Origin of the sequence: Enhydrobacter aerosaccus (genome assembly GCF_900167455.1) — a bacterium.
Classification (GTDB): domain Bacteria; phylum Pseudomonadota; class Alphaproteobacteria; order Reyranellales; family Reyranellaceae; genus Reyranella; species Reyranella aerosaccus.
Genome location: NZ_FUWJ01000003.1, coordinates 321,905 through 337,739, shown reverse-complemented (window position 1 = coordinate 337,739; position 15,835 = coordinate 321,905). Strand labels below are relative to the sequence as shown.

Below are 15,835 nucleotides of genomic sequence, written 5' to 3'. Positions count from 1 at the left end.
TCATTTCTTCCCGAAGGTCTTGATGCCGATCAGCTTCTGGCGCAGCAGCACGGCCACGGCCTGACCGCCGTGAAAAGCCGAACGGGCGGCTGCGTCGACCGTCGCCTTCACCTCGGCGGCGCTATCGACCGAATAGAGCAGCACGCCCATGGCCTCGAGCACCTTGGGCGTGCCCTGACCCATCGGATATTGCCAGGAGTTGAACTCGCCATAGTCGCCACGCATGGTGATCAGGGTCAGAAAGGGGAACCGCAGCGTCTTGGTGAGTCCCATCAGGTTGATGGTGTTGCCGACGCCGGAGCTCTGCATCAGCAGGACGGAGCGCTGCCCACCCAGCCACGCGCCGGCAGCAAGCGGGACGCCCTCTTCTTCCGTCGTGAGAGCCAGGGTCCGGATCGCGTTCGATTTCTGGCAGGCCTCGATGAGGCGCGAATGGCCAGCATCGGGAACGTGATAGACTTGTTTGATGTCATGGTCCTGAAGGACCGCGAAAATGTCGTCGCGCCAATCGCTCATGGAGTCCGTGCTTGGTGTGCCGTCGGAGCGCGGCAGTCTAGCGTCGTCAGGCGCAGGCACCAGTACGAAGCGGGAGCAATCGAGCTTGCATTTCGCGGGGAGACCGTGGCCGGCTAGGCGACCCGCGTGACCATGGTCTCGCCGGGTCCGAGCAGGCGGCCGTCGCTGGCGCGGATTTCCAACTTGCGGATCGGCTGTCCGGACTTGCGGTCGACCATGGCCATGCGCCCGGCATCCGGAGTGGGCAGGTTGTCCTGGCCCCATTGGCCGAGGGCGACGAGGATCGCGAACAGGCCTCGACCCTTGGCTGTCAGGCGGTAGGCGCTGTAGGCGCTGCCGTCGGCGGCCGGCGCCAGTTCGAGGATGCCTTGCTCGACGAGCACGCGCAGGCGCTGGGTCAGGATGTTCCTGGAGACGCCGAGGCTCTTCTGGAACTCGCTGAAGCGGCTCATGCCGCGCAAGGCATCGCGCACGATCAACAGGGACCACCAGTCGCCGATCACGTCGAGCGTGCGCGCGATGGGACAGGCCACCGCCGAAAGACTCTTTCGTCGCATGAGATAACCTCTTGCAAGCGTAGTTGCATCATAGAACAGGCCCGGGCTAGGCTCCAAGTAGTTCCATTATGAAACCGGTCGATCTGTGCCGGGAAGGAGTACGCCGATGTCCGACGTCGCCGCCCTTGCCGATGACGCTGGTCCTGCAGTCGGACCGGCACTCGCAAAGCCTGTCAGCACCGCTGGCGCCGAGCGCAAGGCGCGGGTCCGGACGCTCATGTTGGAAGGTCCGATCGTTCCCACCCTCACCCGACTTGCCCTGCCGACGATCGGCGTGATGGTGGCCCAGACGGCCGTCGGCATCGCCGAGACCTATTACGTGGGCTTTCTCGGCACCGACGCCCTGGCAGGCGTTGCCCTCGTCTTTCCGATCTTCATGCTCATGACCACGATGTCCAACGGCGGAATCGGCAGCGGCGTGGCCTCGGCCGTAGCGCGGGCGATCGGCGCAGGACGGCATCATGACGCCGACGCGCTGGTATTCCATGCCACCGTGCTGGCGGTGTTCTTCGGCGCCCTGTTCACCGCCGGCGCCTGGCTGGGCGGCCCGGCCCTCTATGCCGCGCTGGGAGGCCACGATGCCTCACTGACCGCAGCCTTGAAGTATTCAAACTGGCTGTTCGCCGGCGCAATTGCGGTCTGGATCGTGAACATGTTCGCTGCGGCCCTGCGTGGCTCGGGCAACGTGAAGGTACCGGCTCTGGTCACGCTTGTCGGCGCCCTCGTCATGATTCCGGCCTCGCCGGCATTGATCTTCGGGTTCGGCCCGATTCCTCGTCTGGGCATCGCCGGTGCGGGCATCGCCTTCGGCGCCTATTACACCGGCGCCCTGCTGATCATGCTGGGGTACATGCGCTCGGGGCGATCCGGCTTGACGCTTGGCCTGGCGCGTCTGCAATGGCGGCTGTTCGCCGACATTCTGAGAGTCGGACTGCCGACCGCCATCAACGCCCTGCAGACGAACCTCTGCGTGATCCTGGTCACCGGCGCTGTCGGCCTGTTCGGCACCGCGGCGCTGGCTGGCTACGGAACCGCTTCACGGCTCGACTATGTGATGATCCCCGTCCTGTTCGGGCTTTCCTCCGCAGTGCTCACCATGGTCGGTATCAATATCGGCGCCGGCAACGGCGCACGCGCCCGCCATATCGCCTGGATCTCGGCCCTGATCGGTGTTGGCGTCACCGAACTGATCGGGCTGGTGGCAGCCATTGCCCCATCGCTCTGGCTCACCCTGTTCACGCACGATCCGGCAGCGCTCGAGGCGGGAACGACCTACCTGCGGATCGTCGGCGTCGTCTATGGGCTGTTCGGCTTCGGCTTCGTTGTGTCCTTTGCCGGCCAGGGAGCCAACCTCGTCTTCTGGCCCTCCGTTGCCGTCTCCGGTCGCCTGCTGACGGCGGCTGGGCTTTCCTGGTTGGCGGTAACGTTTCTCGGCGCCGGCATGGGAACAGTATCGGCCATCGTCGCGCTTTCGTTCGTCGTCTATGCCGGCTTCGCCTCCCTGGCGATCTTCCGGCGCGCCGGATGGCACGTCAGAACGGCTTGAGAACCGCCAGGAAGACGATGGCGATCATCAGGACGGTCGGGACCTCGTTCCACCAGCGATAGAAGCTCGCGGGCCGCGTATTGCGGTCTGCGGCGAAATCCTTGCGCCACCGCGAATAGAAGTGGTGCACGACGGTGAGCACGATCGCGAGCGCGAATTTGGCGTGCCACCAGCCAGCATGCCACCAGCTTCCTTGCCACACCACGAGCAGGCCGAAGATCCAGACCAGCACCATCGCCGGGTTCATGATGCCGCGCAGCAGGCGGCGCTCCATGATCTTGAAGGTCTCGCTCTGGGCCGAACCCTTCTCGACGGCCGCGTGATAGACGAACAGGCGTGGCAGATAGAGAAGGCCTGCCATCCACGCAATAACCGCGATGATGTGGAGCGCCTTCAAGACATTGTAGAGCATCACGCCATCTCCTCATGTTCGGCGAGCGCGGCTCGCACGAGGTTGGCGAGGCCCGCGATGAACTGCGGATGCGTGCCCACGGTTGGGACGCGCACATACTTGGGAACACCCGCCTTGTCGGCAAGATGGCGATATTCGATGTCGAGTTCCACCAACGTTTCCGAATGTTCGGACACGAAGGAAAGAGGATAGAGGACCACCCCGACCTTGTCGGCGCCGGCACGCGCGATCTCGGCATCGGTGGAAGGACCGATCCATTTCAAAGGTCCGACGCGGCTCTGATAGCAGACCGTCCAATCGACTCCGCCGAGTTGTGACGCAATCGCTTCGGCGGTCTGTTCGACCTGCCGTTGGTATGGATCTCCTGCCTTGATTACTTTTTCCGGCAAGCCATGCGCCGAGAAGAGCACGCGTCTCGGAGCAGCGCCGACTTCCGACAGCCCCTGCTTCACGAGTTCCACCGATGCGGCGATGAACCCGGGTTCCACGGGATAGCTCTCGACAGTGCGGGTCGGCGTCTTGAAATGAGCGACCTTGTGCCAAGCCCGGAACGAAGAGGCGGTGGTGGTGGTCGAGAATTGCGGATAGAGCGGCAGCAGGACAATACGGTCGGGGGCAAAGCGCGCTACCGATTTGACGACGGCGTCGGTCAGGGGATGCCAGTAGCGCATGCACACATAACCGCGCCATTCATGGTGATTGCCCTGGCTCAATGCCTCTTCGAGCGCGCGAGCCTGCGCCTCGGTTTGCCCCAGGATCGGAGAGCCGCCGCCGATCTGCTCATAGATGCCCAGCGCCTTGGGCGCGCGCCGCTTGGAAATGAAATGGGCCAACGGCAAGCGCAGCCAGGATGGCAGCGTGATGATTGCCGGATCGCTGAAGAGGTTGCGCAGGAAGGGCTGCACCGCTTCGAGCGAATCCGGGCCGCCCAGATTGAACAGGATGATGGCGATCTTCATGGCTGGTCGCTCACGAGGAAGAAGGCTTCCAGTGGCGCACGATATCGACGAGCTGTGCCACATGCTCGGGCGGTGTCTGGGGCACCACACCGTGGCCGAGATTGAAGACAAAGGAACCGTGACCGAGCTTGTTCAGGATACGGTGCGCCTCGCGTTCGAGCGCCGGTCCGCCGGCGACCAGCATCAGGGGATCGAGATTGCCCTGGAGGCAGATATGCGGCTGCAGTTCCTGCATGGCCCAATGCGCGCCGATGCCGGTATCGATCGACAGAGCTGCGAATGCGTCCGGCCGGCGATACATCAACGCCGCAGGACCGACCGCGCGGGGAAAGGCAATGATCGGCACTTTGGGATGGCGCGCATGGAGAGCGTGCGCAATCCGGATCATCGGTTCGAGCGACCAGCTGAAGAGCTGCTCCTCGGGCAGGACACCCGCCCAGGAGTCGAACAGTTGGACGGCGTCTGCACCGGCTTCGACCTGATAGGCCAGATGATCGACGATCGCCTCGACGAGAAGATCGATCAGCAGACCAAAGGAATCGGGATGACGATAGGCCCAGAGCTTCACCTTGGCGAAGTCACGGCTGCCGGCTCCCTCGATCATGTAGCAGGCAAGGGTGAAAGGCGCGCCGGCAAAGCCCAGCAAGGCAGTCTCGCGCGGCAAGGCGGCCCGCGTTGCCGTGATGGCCTGGTAGACCGGAGCCAGATGATCGGCCAGCCGGGCGCGAGACAACTGCCCGAACTGCACCGGGTCGGTCAGCGCTTCAAGCTTCGGTCCTTCGCCTTCCTCGAACCAGACTTTTTGGCCAAGTGCATGCGGCACGACGAGGATGTCGGAAAAGATGATCGCCGCATCGAGTCCAAAGCGACGGATCGGCTGCAAAGTGACCTCGACCGCCTTGTCGGGCGTGTAACAGAAATCGAGGAACGAACGCGTGGTGGCCCGGACGGCACGATACTCCGGTAGGTACCGGCCGGCCTGACGCATCAGCCAGATCGGTGGCGTCGGAAAGCGCGTCCCGGCTAGCGTGGCCAGAAATTTCCCGTGGCTCAAGTTCGTCCCCTCATGCCTTCCTCTTACTCTTTCATAATAGGTTGTAGGAGTCGTTGAGCGTGTGGAGCATGGGGATCAGCATGATTAGACAGTGGTCCCCAGGCGGCTGTGGATCGGAAAAGCGCGGTTCATGAGCTCTGGATACGTTTCTTCCCGATTCGCAGACCATTCATTTCATCTTATCCGGAGGGGATGACGAACGGGATGGGGCAGGCGAGTCGGGTCCCAAACCGGGCCCGATGGGAAAAGAGGTGCCCTTGTCCCCGTTTTGCTACCGCGAAACCGGATTTCTCCCCGGACCGCTGTGGAGTAAGTTGAGACGTGGCCAACCGAAATTTCCATGTCCATCTGGTGTCCGACTCGACCGGCGAGACCGTGTCGAGCGTGGCCCGCGCCTGCCTGGTGCAATATGAGGGCGTGTTCGTCCAGGAACATGTGTGGTCCCTGGTGCGCACCAAAGGGCAGATGGAAAAGGTCATGCAGGCGGTCGAGCGCGATCGCGGCCCTGTGCTCTACACGCTGGTCGATCCGGAATTGCGCGACTGCGTGCGAGATCATTGCCGCCGCCTGCAGCTTCCCTGCGTGGGCGTGCTCGATCAGGTGATGAGTGTCCTGGCCGTTCATTTTCACTCGAAGAGCGAGCAGTGGCCGGGCCGCCAGCATCAGCTCGACGATGGCTATTTCGACCGTATCGATGCGATGCACTACACGCTGGCGCACGATGATGGGCAATCCACGCACGACCTCGACGATGCCGACGTGGTCCTGGTCGGGCCGTCGCGGACCTCGAAGACGCCGACTTGCGTCTATCTGGCCAATCGCGGCGTTCGCGCCGCCAATATCCCGCTGGTGCCGTCGGTCCCGCCGCCGCCGGAACTGGAAGCGGCAACGCGGCCGCTGGTCGTGGGGTTGATCACCGATCCCGAGCGGCTGGTGCAGATCCGTGTGAACAGATTGCGGCTGCTGCAGCAGGATACCGAGACCGAGTACACGGACATGGAGCAGGTCCAGCGCGAAATCCAGGACGCGCGACGCCTCTATGCCCGGCGGCAATGGGCGACGATCGATGTCACGCGGCGATCGATCGAGGAAACCGCTGCGGCGATCCTTCAGATGTTGAATGTGCGGCGCGAACGGCGCCTACAGGCGGGAGAAGCCTCGACGCCCTGAGGGAGGGCGCAATGCAGTTCGGCCCGGCGATCCTATCGATCCTCCTCTTTGCCTGGCCGGCGCTGGCCGCCGATCCGGTCATCGAAGTTCATCGTGGTGTCGACAAGATGCTCTATGGGAGCTGTGTCCCCAGTCTCGCCGTGGACAACAGATCGATGCAGACCATCGAGTATCTCGAAGTCGATCTTCTCCTCACCCTGGCCGATGGCGCGGAACGACGCCTCGAGCTGCAGTCGGCCTATCGCGAGGGGATTCTCTTTCCGATCGCTCCAGGTGCGACGGCGTTCCTGCAGCAACATCTCGATACCTCGCGCGCCTTGGGGGTGCCCTGCGATCAGGTGAAAGATCGCAAGGTCATCACCATCGTCTGCGAGGCCGCAGGCGGAAGCGCGTGCGCTTCGCCCGTGTCGGTGACGCCCTAGCAACGGCTGCTCGAGCAGCGGCGTTTTCGTTCGAAGCCGGGGGTGGAGGCGACAGCCATGAAAAGCAGGGATCGACGGTCGGCATCGAAGATGACCGTCTATGCGGCGCTGGCGGGAAATATCCTCGTCGCCATCACCAAGTTCGGCGCCGCGACTTTTACCGGAAGCTCGTCGATGCTGAGCGAGGGGATGCATTCCCTGGTCGATAGTGGCAACGAGTTGCTGCTGCTGTACGGATATCGCGCCTCGGCACGCAAGCCCGATCCATCGCACCCTCTGGGATATGGCCGCGAGCTGTACTTCTGGAGTTTCATGGTCGCACTGATGCTGTTCGCGGTGGGCGCCGGCGCTTCGATCTACGAAGGTGTCATGCATATGCGCGAGCCCGAGCCGATCGAGCACGCTGAGGTGAACTACGTCGTGCTGGCTCTGTCCCTCGTGTTCGAGGGCGCGTCATGGTGGACGGCGCTTCGGCTGTTTCGCGAAAGGAAGGGGACGAGGAACTATTGGCAGGCCGTCCATGAGAGCAAGGATCCGCCAGCCTTCATGGTGCTATTCGAGGATACGGCCGCGATCATCGGTATCGTGATCGCCGCGATCGGAGTGTTTTCGGCCGACCAGTTGAACATCCCGGAACTGGACGGGTTGGCATCGATCCTGATCGGGATCGTCCTGGCGGTCGCGGCCCTGATCCTGGCGCGGGAAAGCAAGGAGCTGCTGATCAGCGAACAGGCCAGCAAGCGGATTTCCAACTCCATCATCGAACTGGCCGCGAGTGAGCCCGGTGTGGAAAGGGCGACTGGCGTCTTCACCGTTCATCTTGCGCCGGACGAGATCCTCGCAGCGCTCAATCTCGAGTTCGATGACGAACTGAAAACGCCCGATATCGAACAAAGCGTCGTATCACTCGAGCGGCGGATCCGCGACAAGCATCCCGAGGTGGTGGCGCTGTTCGTGAAACCGAAGGCATGCGCCAAGCACGTAGCCTGACATCATTGCCATCGGTTGTGCGCGGCGGCGGCGCGGCGCATCAGGCGGTCCATGACCAGCCGGACTGTATTGACCGGGATGGCGAAGCCGATGCCCACATTGGCGCCGCTCGGACCGATGATCGCGGTGTTGATGCCGACGAGCGTGCCGTTCATATCGACCAGGGCGCCGCCGGAGTTGCCGGGATTGATGGCGGCGTCCGTCTGGATGAAGTTCTCCTGTTCGTCGTCGCCTATGCCAGTGCGGCGCACGGCGCTGATGATGCCATGCGTCACGGTCTGGCCGATGCCGAAGGGATTGCCGATGGCGATCACGTAGTCGCCGACCTGGAGGGCGTCGGCATCGCCGAACGGGATCGATTCGAGATGGTTGGGTGGCACCTGGATGAAGGCGATGTCTGCCCGCGCATCGCCGCCAATCTTGCGACCGCGGAGCTGGCGTCCATCGGCAAGGGTCACGGCGATATCATCGGCATGCTCAACGACATGATTGTTGGTGACGATGAGGCCTTGACGCGGATCGACGATCACGCCTGACCCGACCGCCTGGATCTCGTGCATGATCGGTCCTTCGGGGATGCCGAAGAACTGCCGGAACAGCGGGTCGCTGAAGAGTGGATTCTGCTCCATGGCGACGTGACCGCGAATGGAGATGCTGACGACAGCCGGGGCGACGCGGCGCACCAGCGGAGCGAGGGTCGGGGGCGACAGGACTTGCGATGCCGCAGCGCCCCGCTGAATCTGGGCTGTTGCCGGGACAGACACGGCAACGAGGGCGGCAAGCAGGATGGCCAGAAAACGCATGGCAGTCCTCTAAAGCGCGCGAACAGGGATGAAGTTGCCGCCAGCCTCGATCGGAATTGTGGCGCGAACAGGGGCCTATTCGGCGGCTTTCGGCACCGGTTCGAACCGGGCGTCGAACTCGCGAATGGATTTTTCGACCTCCTCCGCAATCTGCTTGAGCTTGTCCTGGTTGACGATCTTCAGGCCGAACAGGTCCTTGACGTAGAAGACGTCCACTGCCCGCTCGCCATAGGTGGTGATGTGCGCGGTGGCGATTTGCAGGTTCATGCGCGTCAGGGCGCGCGTGACGATGTGCAGGAAGCCTGGCCGGTCGCGGCCATTCACCTCGATCACGGTGAAGGTGTCGGACGCGTTGTTGTCCATCAGAACGCGCGGCTCGACCGTGAAGACGCGGTCGCGCTTGGGCCACGAGCTCTTCTGGCTGTCGAGTTCGCGGGCGATGTCGAGGCGGTTGGACAGCGCGATCTCGACGCGGGCGGCGAGCCGGGCAAGACGCTGCGGCCCGTCGAAGGGCTTGCCCTCGAGGTCCTGCAACCAGAAGGTGTCCAGCGCCATGCCGTTGGCCAGGGTGAAGATCTTGGCATCGACGATATTGGCGCCGCTGATCGCCATCGCGCCGGCAAGCCGCGCGAACAGGCCATGCGTGTCGAGCGTGTAGATCGTCACTTCGGTGACGGAGCGCTCGATATCGACGCGATGTTCGATGGCGAGCGGTTGATGATCGCGCTCGGCCCGGCGGACCAACTCGGCCTGTCGCGCCAAGGTGTCCGGCGGGAAGGACAGCCAGTACGGGGGATAGCCGCGGCCGAAATGTTCTTCCTTCTCGGCTTCGGTCCAGCCGGTCAGCCGCTTGGCCACCTCGGTCTGCACGGCCTTGATGCGCTCGGCGCGCCCGCCCGACAGTGTTCCGCCCGACAGGATGTGCTCGGTGGCATGATAGAGCTGACGCAGCAGGGCCGCTTTCCAGCCGTTCCACACATTCGGTCCGACGGCGCGGATGTCGCAGACGGTCAGCACCAGCAGCAGCCGCAGCCGCTCTGGGGATTGGACCAGAGCGGCGAAATTCTCGATCGTCTTGGGATCCATCAGGTCGCGCTGGAACGCCGTCGCTGACATCGCGAGATGATAGCGGACCAGCCACGCCACTGTTTCTGTCTCGGCGGCGCTCAGCCCCAGCCGCGGGCAGAGCTGCATCGCAACGTCAGCGCCGAGAACGGAATGATCGCCGCCGCGACCCTTGGCGATATCGTGCAGCAGGACGCCGAGATAAAGCACCGGACGCGATACGATCTTGTGCACCAGCGTGGCCGAGAGCGGATGGTCTTCCTTGGAGGAGCCGTTCTCGATGCTGGCGAGCACGCCGATGGCGCGGATCGTATGCTCGTCGACCGTGTAGGTATGATACATGTCGTGCTGGGTCTGGGCCACGACCCGGCCGAAGTCGGGAATGAAGCGGCCGAACACTCCGGCCTCGTTCAGCCGACGCAGCGTCGTCTCGGGATCGTGCGACGAGGTCAGCATCTCCATGAACAGGCGATTGGCCTCGGGATCGTTGCGCAGCTTGTCGACCAGCCGGATGTTCTGCGTGACCAGCCGCAGCGTGGCCGGATGTACGTCGAGGTCGTTCTCCTGCGCGACATGGAACAGGCGCAGGATCGCCACTGGATCCTTCTCGAATGCGTCGGGTGTCGCGGCCGCAACGCGCTCGCCGTCGAGACGGAAGCCGCCGAGCTGGCGCGGCCGCAGGCTTTGCCACAGGGCCGCGAGCTTGGGCTTGCGGCGATGGCTGTCTTCGAGCGCGGCCACGAAAATGCGGGTGAGATCGCCGACCGTCTTCGCGTGCAGGTAGTAGTGCTTCATGAAGCGCTCGACGCCGCGGCTGCCCGGCCGGTCCTGGTAGCCGAGGCGGACGGCAATCTCGCGCTGGAGATCGAACGACAGTCGGTCGTCCGGGCGGCCCGTGAGGTAATGAATGTGGCAGCGGACGGTGGAGAGAAACCGCTCCGCGCGCATGAAGTGATGCGCTTCGCCGCTCGTCAGCACACCCTTGGCCACCAGCTCGGACGGCTTGTCGACGCGATAGAGATATTTGGCGATCCAGAACAGCGTGTGCAGGTCGCGCAATCCGCCCTTGCCCTCCTTGACGTTCGGTTCAACGACATAGCGCGAGTCGCCCATGCGCAGGTGGCGCTGATCGCGCTCGCTCAGCTTGGCCTCGACGAAGTCGCGACCATCGCCACCGCCGAAATGCTGGGCGAAGCTTTTCAGCAAGTCGTCGCACAATGCCCGATCGCCCCAGATGTAGCGCGCTTCGAGCAAGGCCGTGCGGATGGTCTGGTCGCGCTCGGCGTAACGGATGCTCTCCTCGACCGTTCGGGTCGCGTGACCGACCTTCAGTCCGAGATCCCACAGGAGGTAGAGCATGTACTCCACGATCTGCTCGCCGCGCGGCGTCTGTTTGTAGGGACGCAGGAACAGCAGATCGAGGTCGCTGAGGGGGGCCAGTTCGCCGCGGCCGAAGCCGCCGGTCGCCATCACCCCCAAACGCTCCGCGGCGCTGGGATTGGCAGCGGGGAAGACCTTTCCATCGGCGAAATCGAAGATCACCCGGACCAGCTGGTCCATGAGGAACGAGGTGGCGACCAGCACGGCCGGCCCGTCGTTGCGCAACGGCCCCATGCCTTCGAAGCGGCCCCGAATTTCGGCCCGTCCCTCGGCCAGGGCTGTCCGCAACAGGGCCAGAACCTGTTGTCGCGGCGGCTCGTTGCCGGTGGAAAGGTGTTCCATCAGCTTGGCCAGGGCCTCCTCCAGCGCGCGGCGCCGGATGATCGCGCGGCGATCGGGGATGTGGTCGTAGGGAGTGGGCATGTGGGCCGATACTACAGGGCGGATTGAGCGTAAAATAGGGAGGTTCTTGTCCGAGGCCGGTGCTAGAGGAGGCCCATGGCCCGGACCGTTCGAGCGCTGTTGCGTTTACCCCTCCTTGTCGCGCTGCTTGTTGCCGTCGCCGCAACTGACCCTGGCTCTGCCGGCGCCCAGCCGAAACCGACAGCGACGCCGGCATCGAGCATGATCGATCTCAACTCGGCCAGCCGGGACGACCTGATGACGCTCGAGGGAATCGGCGAGGTCCGGGCCGACGCCATCATCCGGTCGCGTCCGTTTCGAGCCAAGACCGAGCTGGTCGAGCGCCATATCATTCCCGAATCGCTGTACGAGAAGATCAGCGACAAGGTCACGGCGCGGCCCCTGCCCGCGACACCAGCCGCGCCGGTCCGGCCGGCCAACCCGCCGCAGGGCGCGCCCAAACGCTGATGGACGGGTCGACGATCTACGCCCTGGGCACGCCGGCACCGACGCTGGTCAGGCCCGGTGCCCTGGCGGTGATCCGGTTGAGCGGGCCGCGGGCGGCGGATGCCCTGGTCTTCCTGACCGAGCGGCGAGCCTTCGAGCGCGGATACTCGGCGCGTGATCCCGCGCTGCCCCCGCCACGGCATATGGCGCTGCGGACCATCCTCGACCCGGTCACCGGCGAGGTGATCGATCGCGGACTGGTCGTGTGGTTCGAAGCGCCCCGGTCGGAGACCGGCGAAAGCATGGCCGAGCTGCATCTGCATGGCGGCCGGGCGGTGGTGAACGGGACGCTGGCAGCCATCCAGAAACTCGGCTTCTGTCGCCTCGCCGAGCCGGGTGAATTCACCCGTCGTGCTTTCGAGCACAACAAGCTGGACCTGACCCAAGCCGAGGCCATTGCCGATCTGGTTGCCGCCGAAACCGACCAACAGCGCCGCCAGGCGTTGCAGCAGATGGATGGCGCGCTACATCGGCTCTACGAGGAATGGCGCACGCTCGGGCTGCGGGCCCTGGCCCATCTCGAGGCGGCGATCGATTTTCCCGACGAGGATCTTCCTGTCGGCATTGCCGACGAGGTGCGGACGGAGATCACGCACCTGCGGTCGGAGATCGCTGCCCATCTCGAAGACAGGCGGGGCGAGCGGCTGCGCGAAGGGCTCAGCATTGCCATCATCGGGCCGCCCAATGCCGGCAAGTCGTCCCTGCTTAACCTGCTGGCCCAGCGTGAGGCCGCGATCGTGTCGGAGACGGCCGGTACGACCCGCGACGTGATCGAGGTCCATCTCGACCTCGGGGGCTGGCCCGTCGTGCTCGCCGATACGGCCGGATTGCGGGCCACCAGCGACGTCATCGAACAGGAGGGCGTGCGCCGGGCCCAGGCCCGGGCCGAGGCGGCCGATCTGCGCCTGCTGGTGCTCGATGCCACGACCGACTGGCGAGCCGAGATGACCGAACTGACCGCCAGGGGCACGCGCTGGGATCCGACGCACGATATCGTCGTCGTCAACAAGGTCGATGTCGCTCCTATCGATGCCGCCCCTGTCGATGCCGTGGACGTGGTGCCACTGTCGGCACGGTCGGGCAGCGGGCTGCCGGAGCTGCTGGTCCGATTGCAGCACTCGGCCGGCCTGCTCATGGAACAGGGAGCCGGCGCTCCCCCTCTTACCCGGGTTCGCCATCGCGAGGCCCTGATCGAGGCTGTTGCCGCGCTCGACCGTGCGCTTCACGCTCCGGAAGTTGCGCTGGCCGCCGAGGACCTGCGCCTAGCCATGCGCGCGATCGGGCGGATCACCGGCACCGTGCGCATCGACGAGCTTCTGGACGTGATCTTCCGCGACTTCTGCATTGGCAAGTAAGGGGAACCGGGGTAAGCGCCTCACGTTCACCTGACTGTGCAGCCGAGGTCTTCGATGCGCAGGGACAATCTCGCCTCCTATCGTGCCAAGCGCGATTTCAGCCACACCGACGAGCCCTCGGGCAAAGCTGCGGTGCCTGCGGCCGATCAGTTGCGCTTCGTCATCCAGCGTCACGATGCGACCCGCCTGCACTACGACTTCCGGTTGGAACTCGATGGCGTCTTCAAGTCGTGGGCTGTCACCAAGGGGCCCTCGCTCGATCCGCACGACAAGCGCCTGGCCGTCGAGGTCGAGGATCACCCGCTCGACTACGGCGATTTCGAAGGCACCATTCCCGAAGGCCAGTATGGCGGCGGGACAGTGCAGCTCTGGGATCGCGGCTACTGGATTCCCGAAGGCGATCCCCATGACGGGCTGAAGCGCGGCGATCTCAAGTTCACGCTGGTCGGCGGTCGCTTGAGCGGAAGCTGGGTGCTGGTGCGGATGAAGTGGGATCGGGAACGCAGTCGCGGCAGCAAGCGCAACAACTGGCTCCTGATCAAGCATCGCGACGAGGCCGCGGTCGATGGCGACGGCGATCGTCTGCTGAAGGATCCCAGTTCGATTGCGTCGGGCCGCACCCTGAAGGAGATTGCGCTCGGCAAGGGACGTGCGCCGACACCGTTCATGACGGCGAAGAAGCGCGGTGCGAATGCGGTCTGGGACAGCAACAAGAAGGGCGGCGGCGACAAGGTCACGCTGCCCGAGTCGAAGATCAAGGCACGGAAAGTTCGGTCGATGCCAGACTTCGTCGAACCGCAATTGTGCAAGCTCGTCGACCGCGCGCCGTCCGGTTCCGGCTGGGGACACGAGGTGAAGTTCGATGGCTATCGTTTGCAGCTGCGCATCGAGGATGGCGAAGCCACGCTGCGTACCCGCAAAGGACTCGATTGGACCGACAAATTCTCGGCGATCGCCAAGGCGGCGGAGAAGCTGCCGGACTGCATGATCGATGGTGAGGCGGTTGCGCTCGACAAGGCCGGCGCCCCCGATTTCGGGGCGCTGCAGGCCGCCCTGTCGGAGGGGCGATCGGAAGACCTGATTTTCTTCGCCTTCGACCTGTTGTTCGTTGACGGCGAGGATCTGCGGCCCCTGCCCCTGCGCGAGCGCAAGGAGCGGCTGAAGGAATTGCTGTCGAAGGTGAAGGGAAAGCACCCGCTGATCCGCTATGTCGATCACTTCGAGACGGCGGGCGATGCGGTGCTGGAGTCGGCCTGCCGCATGCATTTCGAGGGCATCGTCTCCAAGGAACTCGACGCGCCCTATCGCTCGGGTCGCCATGGCACCTGGACCAAGGCCAAATGCCGGGGCGGCCAGGAAGTGATCATCGGCGGCTGGACCACCACAGGCTCCAAGCTTCGATCGTTGTTGGCCGGCGTCTATCGCAACGACCGGCTGGTCTATGTCGGGCGCGTCGGCACGGGCTTCGGCGAATCGGTGATGCGCAGCCTCGTACCCAAGCTCAAGGCGGTCGAGAGCAAGACAACGCCCTTCGCGTCCGGCGCCAGTCCGCCCAAGGAAGCCAACATGCACTGGGCAAGTCCCGAGCTTGTGGCGGAGATCGAGTTCGCCGGCTGGACGCGGGACGGGAACGTACGACAGGCCGCGTTCAAGGGACTGCGCAGCGATAAGCCGGCGGAGGAAGTGGAAGCCGAGGAGCCCGTCGAAGCAACCAAGGCCGAACTGGCGGTGCCGAAGCCCAAACGAGGCCGAGCATCGAAGGCAAAGTCGAGTGGTGCGACCGCCCCCAACGGACCGGGCGTGGTCATGGGAGTGTCGATCTCGCACCCGGACAAGGCGTTGTGGCCGGACGAGGATCCGCCCGTCACCAAGCTCGAGCTGGCGCGGTACTACGAGGAGATCGGCGAGTGGATGCTGGGGCACATCAAGGGGCGACCCTGCTCCATCGTTCGGACGCCGGACGGCATCCACGGAGACCAGAAGTTCTTCCAGCGGCACGCCATGCCGGGTGGATCACATCTGATTACCGAGGTGGTGGTGCGTGGCGATCGCAAACCCTACCTTCAGATCGACCGGGTCGAGGCCCTGGCGGCGATGGCGCAGATCGGCGCGACGGAGCTTCATCCCTGGAACAGCCAGCCGGGTGCACCGGACCTGCCCGGCCGTCTGGTGTTTGATCTCGATCCCGCGCCCGATGTCGACTTCAAGGAAGTGATCAAGGGTGCCCAGGAGGTGCGGCGGCGCCTGGAGAAGCTTGGTCTCGTTCCCTTCTGCAAGACGACGGGCGGGAAGGGACTGCATGTTGTGGTGCCGCTCACCGATGACAAGAAGACGCCGGACTGGGATGCGGCCAAGATGTTCGCAAAGGAGATTTGTCGGCGTCTCGCCGATGCGGAGCCGGACCGCTACGTGCTCAACATGGCGAAGAAGGAACGTGGCGGGCGGATCTTTCTCGATTATCTGCGTAACGACCGCACCTCGACCGCGGTGGCGCCACTGTCGCCGCGCGCCCGGGATGGCGCGCCGGTGTCGATGCCGCTCGACTGGAGCCAGGTCAAGGCCGGACTCGATCCGCAGCGCTATACGATTCGCACCGCCGCGGCCTTGCTGCGCAAGAGCAAGCCGTGGCGGGGATATGACGAGGCGGCGCGGCCGCTGCGAGCGGCAATCGAGACGCTTGTGAACAGCGAGGAATAG

General features: G+C 64.4%; 14 protein-coding genes. 7 read left to right on the top strand and 7 right to left on the bottom strand.

Annotated features, from left to right (window positions below; translation table 11 throughout):
• Both B5D62_RS16935 and B5D62_RS16930 read right to left on the bottom strand, forming a co-directional pair.
• Positions 1-516: a thiamine pyrophosphate-binding protein gene (locus tag B5D62_RS16935; RefSeq protein ID WP_085935083.1), complete on the bottom strand. Its 516-nt coding sequence runs from the start codon at positions 514-516 to the stop codon at positions 1-3.
• A 113-nt stretch (positions 517-629) separates the two neighbouring features.
• Complete coding sequence (locus tag B5D62_RS16930; protein WP_085935082.1) at positions 630-1,073, bottom strand: winged helix-turn-helix transcriptional regulator; 444 nt, start codon at positions 1,071-1,073, stop codon at positions 630-632.
• 106 nt (positions 1,074-1,179) lie between these two features.
• Here B5D62_RS16930 and B5D62_RS16925 point away from each other — a divergent pair, with 106 nt between their 5' ends.
• Positions 1,180-2,619 carry an MATE family efflux transporter gene (locus tag B5D62_RS16925; protein WP_085935081.1) on the top strand — a complete coding sequence of 480 codons (1,440 nt, stop codon included), beginning with the start codon at positions 1,180-1,182 and terminating at the stop codon, positions 2,617-2,619.
• On the opposite strand, the gene hemJ is transcribed toward B5D62_RS16925, so the two are convergent.
• The 3 genes from hemJ to hemE are packed head-to-tail and all read right to left on the bottom strand — an operon-like array spanning position 2,606 to position 5,044.
• Positions 2,606-3,031 carry a protoporphyrinogen oxidase HemJ gene (hemJ, locus tag B5D62_RS16920; RefSeq protein WP_085935080.1) on the bottom strand — a complete coding sequence of 142 codons (426 nt, stop codon included), beginning with the start codon at positions 3,029-3,031 and terminating at the stop codon, positions 2,606-2,608. The genes B5D62_RS16925 and hemJ overlap by 14 nt on opposite strands.
• Positions 3,031-3,990, bottom strand: a complete 960-nt coding sequence (gene hemH, locus B5D62_RS16915) for a ferrochelatase (protein ID WP_085935079.1) — start codon at positions 3,988-3,990, stop codon at positions 3,031-3,033. The genes hemJ and hemH overlap by 1 nt, the downstream gene beginning before the upstream one ends.
• A 10-nt stretch (positions 3,991-4,000) precedes the next feature.
• A complete protein-coding gene (gene hemE, locus B5D62_RS16910) occupies positions 4,001-5,044 on the bottom strand; it encodes a uroporphyrinogen decarboxylase (RefSeq protein WP_085935078.1) in 1,044 nt (347 codons plus the stop codon).
• A gap of 321 nt (positions 5,045-5,365) precedes the next feature.
• Between hemE and B5D62_RS16905 the strand changes: the two genes are divergently transcribed.
• The 3 genes from B5D62_RS16905 to B5D62_RS16895 are packed head-to-tail and all read left to right on the top strand — an operon-like array spanning position 5,366 to position 7,626.
• Positions 5,366-6,214, top strand: coding sequence for a pyruvate, water dikinase regulatory protein (locus B5D62_RS16905; RefSeq protein WP_085935077.1), 849 nt, complete (start codon positions 5,366-5,368; stop codon positions 6,212-6,214).
• Between the two features lie 11 nt (positions 6,215-6,225).
• Positions 6,226-6,636 carry a hypothetical protein gene (locus tag B5D62_RS16900; RefSeq protein ID WP_085935076.1) on the top strand — a complete coding sequence of 137 codons (411 nt, stop codon included), beginning with the start codon at positions 6,226-6,228 and terminating at the stop codon, positions 6,634-6,636.
• 57 nt (positions 6,637-6,693) lie between these two features.
• Positions 6,694-7,626: a cation diffusion facilitator family transporter gene (locus B5D62_RS16895; RefSeq protein WP_085935075.1), complete on the top strand. Its 933-nt coding sequence runs from the start codon at positions 6,694-6,696 to the stop codon at positions 7,624-7,626.
• Between the two features lie 2 nt (positions 7,627-7,628).
• Here B5D62_RS16895 and B5D62_RS16890 read toward each other — a convergent pair whose 3' ends face one another.
• Together B5D62_RS16890 and B5D62_RS16885 are read right to left on the bottom strand one after the other, a co-directional pair.
• Positions 7,629-8,429, bottom strand: coding sequence for a trypsin-like peptidase domain-containing protein (locus tag B5D62_RS16890; RefSeq protein WP_085935074.1), 801 nt, complete (start codon positions 8,427-8,429; stop codon positions 7,629-7,631).
• A 75-nt stretch (positions 8,430-8,504) separates the two neighbouring features.
• Complete coding sequence (locus tag B5D62_RS16885; RefSeq protein ID WP_085935073.1) at positions 8,505-11,297, bottom strand: [protein-PII] uridylyltransferase; 2,793 nt, start codon at positions 11,295-11,297, stop codon at positions 8,505-8,507.
• Positions 11,298-11,498: 201 nt separating this feature from the next.
• Here B5D62_RS16885 and B5D62_RS16880 point away from each other — a divergent pair, with 201 nt between their 5' ends.
• Genes B5D62_RS16880 through ligD form a run of 3 tightly spaced genes read left to right on the top strand, consistent with a single transcriptional unit; the run spans position 11,499 to position 15,835 of the window.
• Positions 11,499-11,744: a ComEA family DNA-binding protein gene (locus B5D62_RS16880; RefSeq protein ID WP_170920981.1), complete on the top strand. Its 246-nt coding sequence runs from the start codon at positions 11,499-11,501 to the stop codon at positions 11,742-11,744.
• On the top strand, positions 11,744-13,138 hold the full coding sequence (gene mnmE, locus B5D62_RS16875) for a tRNA uridine-5-carboxymethylaminomethyl(34) synthesis GTPase MnmE (RefSeq protein WP_085935071.1): 1,395 nt from the start codon (positions 11,744-11,746) through the stop codon (positions 13,136-13,138). The genes B5D62_RS16880 and mnmE overlap by 1 nt, the downstream gene beginning before the upstream one ends.
• Positions 13,139-13,192: 54 nt before the next feature.
• Positions 13,193-15,835 carry a DNA ligase D gene (gene ligD / locus B5D62_RS16870; protein ID WP_085935070.1) on the top strand — a complete coding sequence of 881 codons (2,643 nt, stop codon included), beginning with the start codon at positions 13,193-13,195 and terminating at the stop codon, positions 15,833-15,835.

Excerpts from the sequence above, each read along its gene's own strand:
- B5D62_RS16935 (WP_085935083.1), bottom strand. The coding sequence starts at position 516 with ATGAGCGATTGGCGCGACGACATTTTCGCGGTCCTTCAGGACCATGAC.
- B5D62_RS16930 (WP_085935082.1), bottom strand. The coding sequence starts at position 1,073 with ATGCGACGAAAGAGTCTTTCGGCGGTGGCCTGTCCCATCGCGCGCACG.
- B5D62_RS16925 (WP_085935081.1), top strand. The coding sequence starts at position 1,180 with ATGTCCGACGTCGCCGCCCTTGCCGATGACGCTGGTCCTGCAGTCGGA.
- hemJ (WP_085935080.1), bottom strand. The coding sequence starts at position 3,031 with ATGCTCTACAATGTCTTGAAGGCGCTCCACATCATCGCGGTTATTGCG.
- hemH (WP_085935079.1), bottom strand. The coding sequence starts at position 3,990 with ATGAAGATCGCCATCATCCTGTTCAATCTGGGCGGCCCGGATTCGCTC.
- B5D62_RS16900 (WP_085935076.1), top strand. The coding sequence starts at position 6,226 with ATGCAGTTCGGCCCGGCGATCCTATCGATCCTCCTCTTTGCCTGGCCG.
- B5D62_RS16895 (WP_085935075.1), top strand. The coding sequence starts at position 6,694 with ATGAAAAGCAGGGATCGACGGTCGGCATCGAAGATGACCGTCTATGCG.
- B5D62_RS16890 (WP_085935074.1), bottom strand. The coding sequence starts at position 8,429 with ATGCGTTTTCTGGCCATCCTGCTTGCCGCCCTCGTTGCCGTGTCTGTC.
- B5D62_RS16885 (WP_085935073.1), bottom strand. The coding sequence starts at position 11,297 with ATGCCCACTCCCTACGACCACATCCCCGATCGCCGCGCGATCATCCGG.
- B5D62_RS16880 (WP_170920981.1), top strand. The coding sequence starts at position 11,499 with ATGATCGATCTCAACTCGGCCAGCCGGGACGACCTGATGACGCTCGAG.
- mnmE (WP_085935071.1), top strand. The coding sequence starts at position 11,744 with ATGGACGGGTCGACGATCTACGCCCTGGGCACGCCGGCACCGACGCTG.
- ligD (WP_085935070.1), top strand. The coding sequence starts at position 13,193 with ATGCGCAGGGACAATCTCGCCTCCTATCGTGCCAAGCGCGATTTCAGC.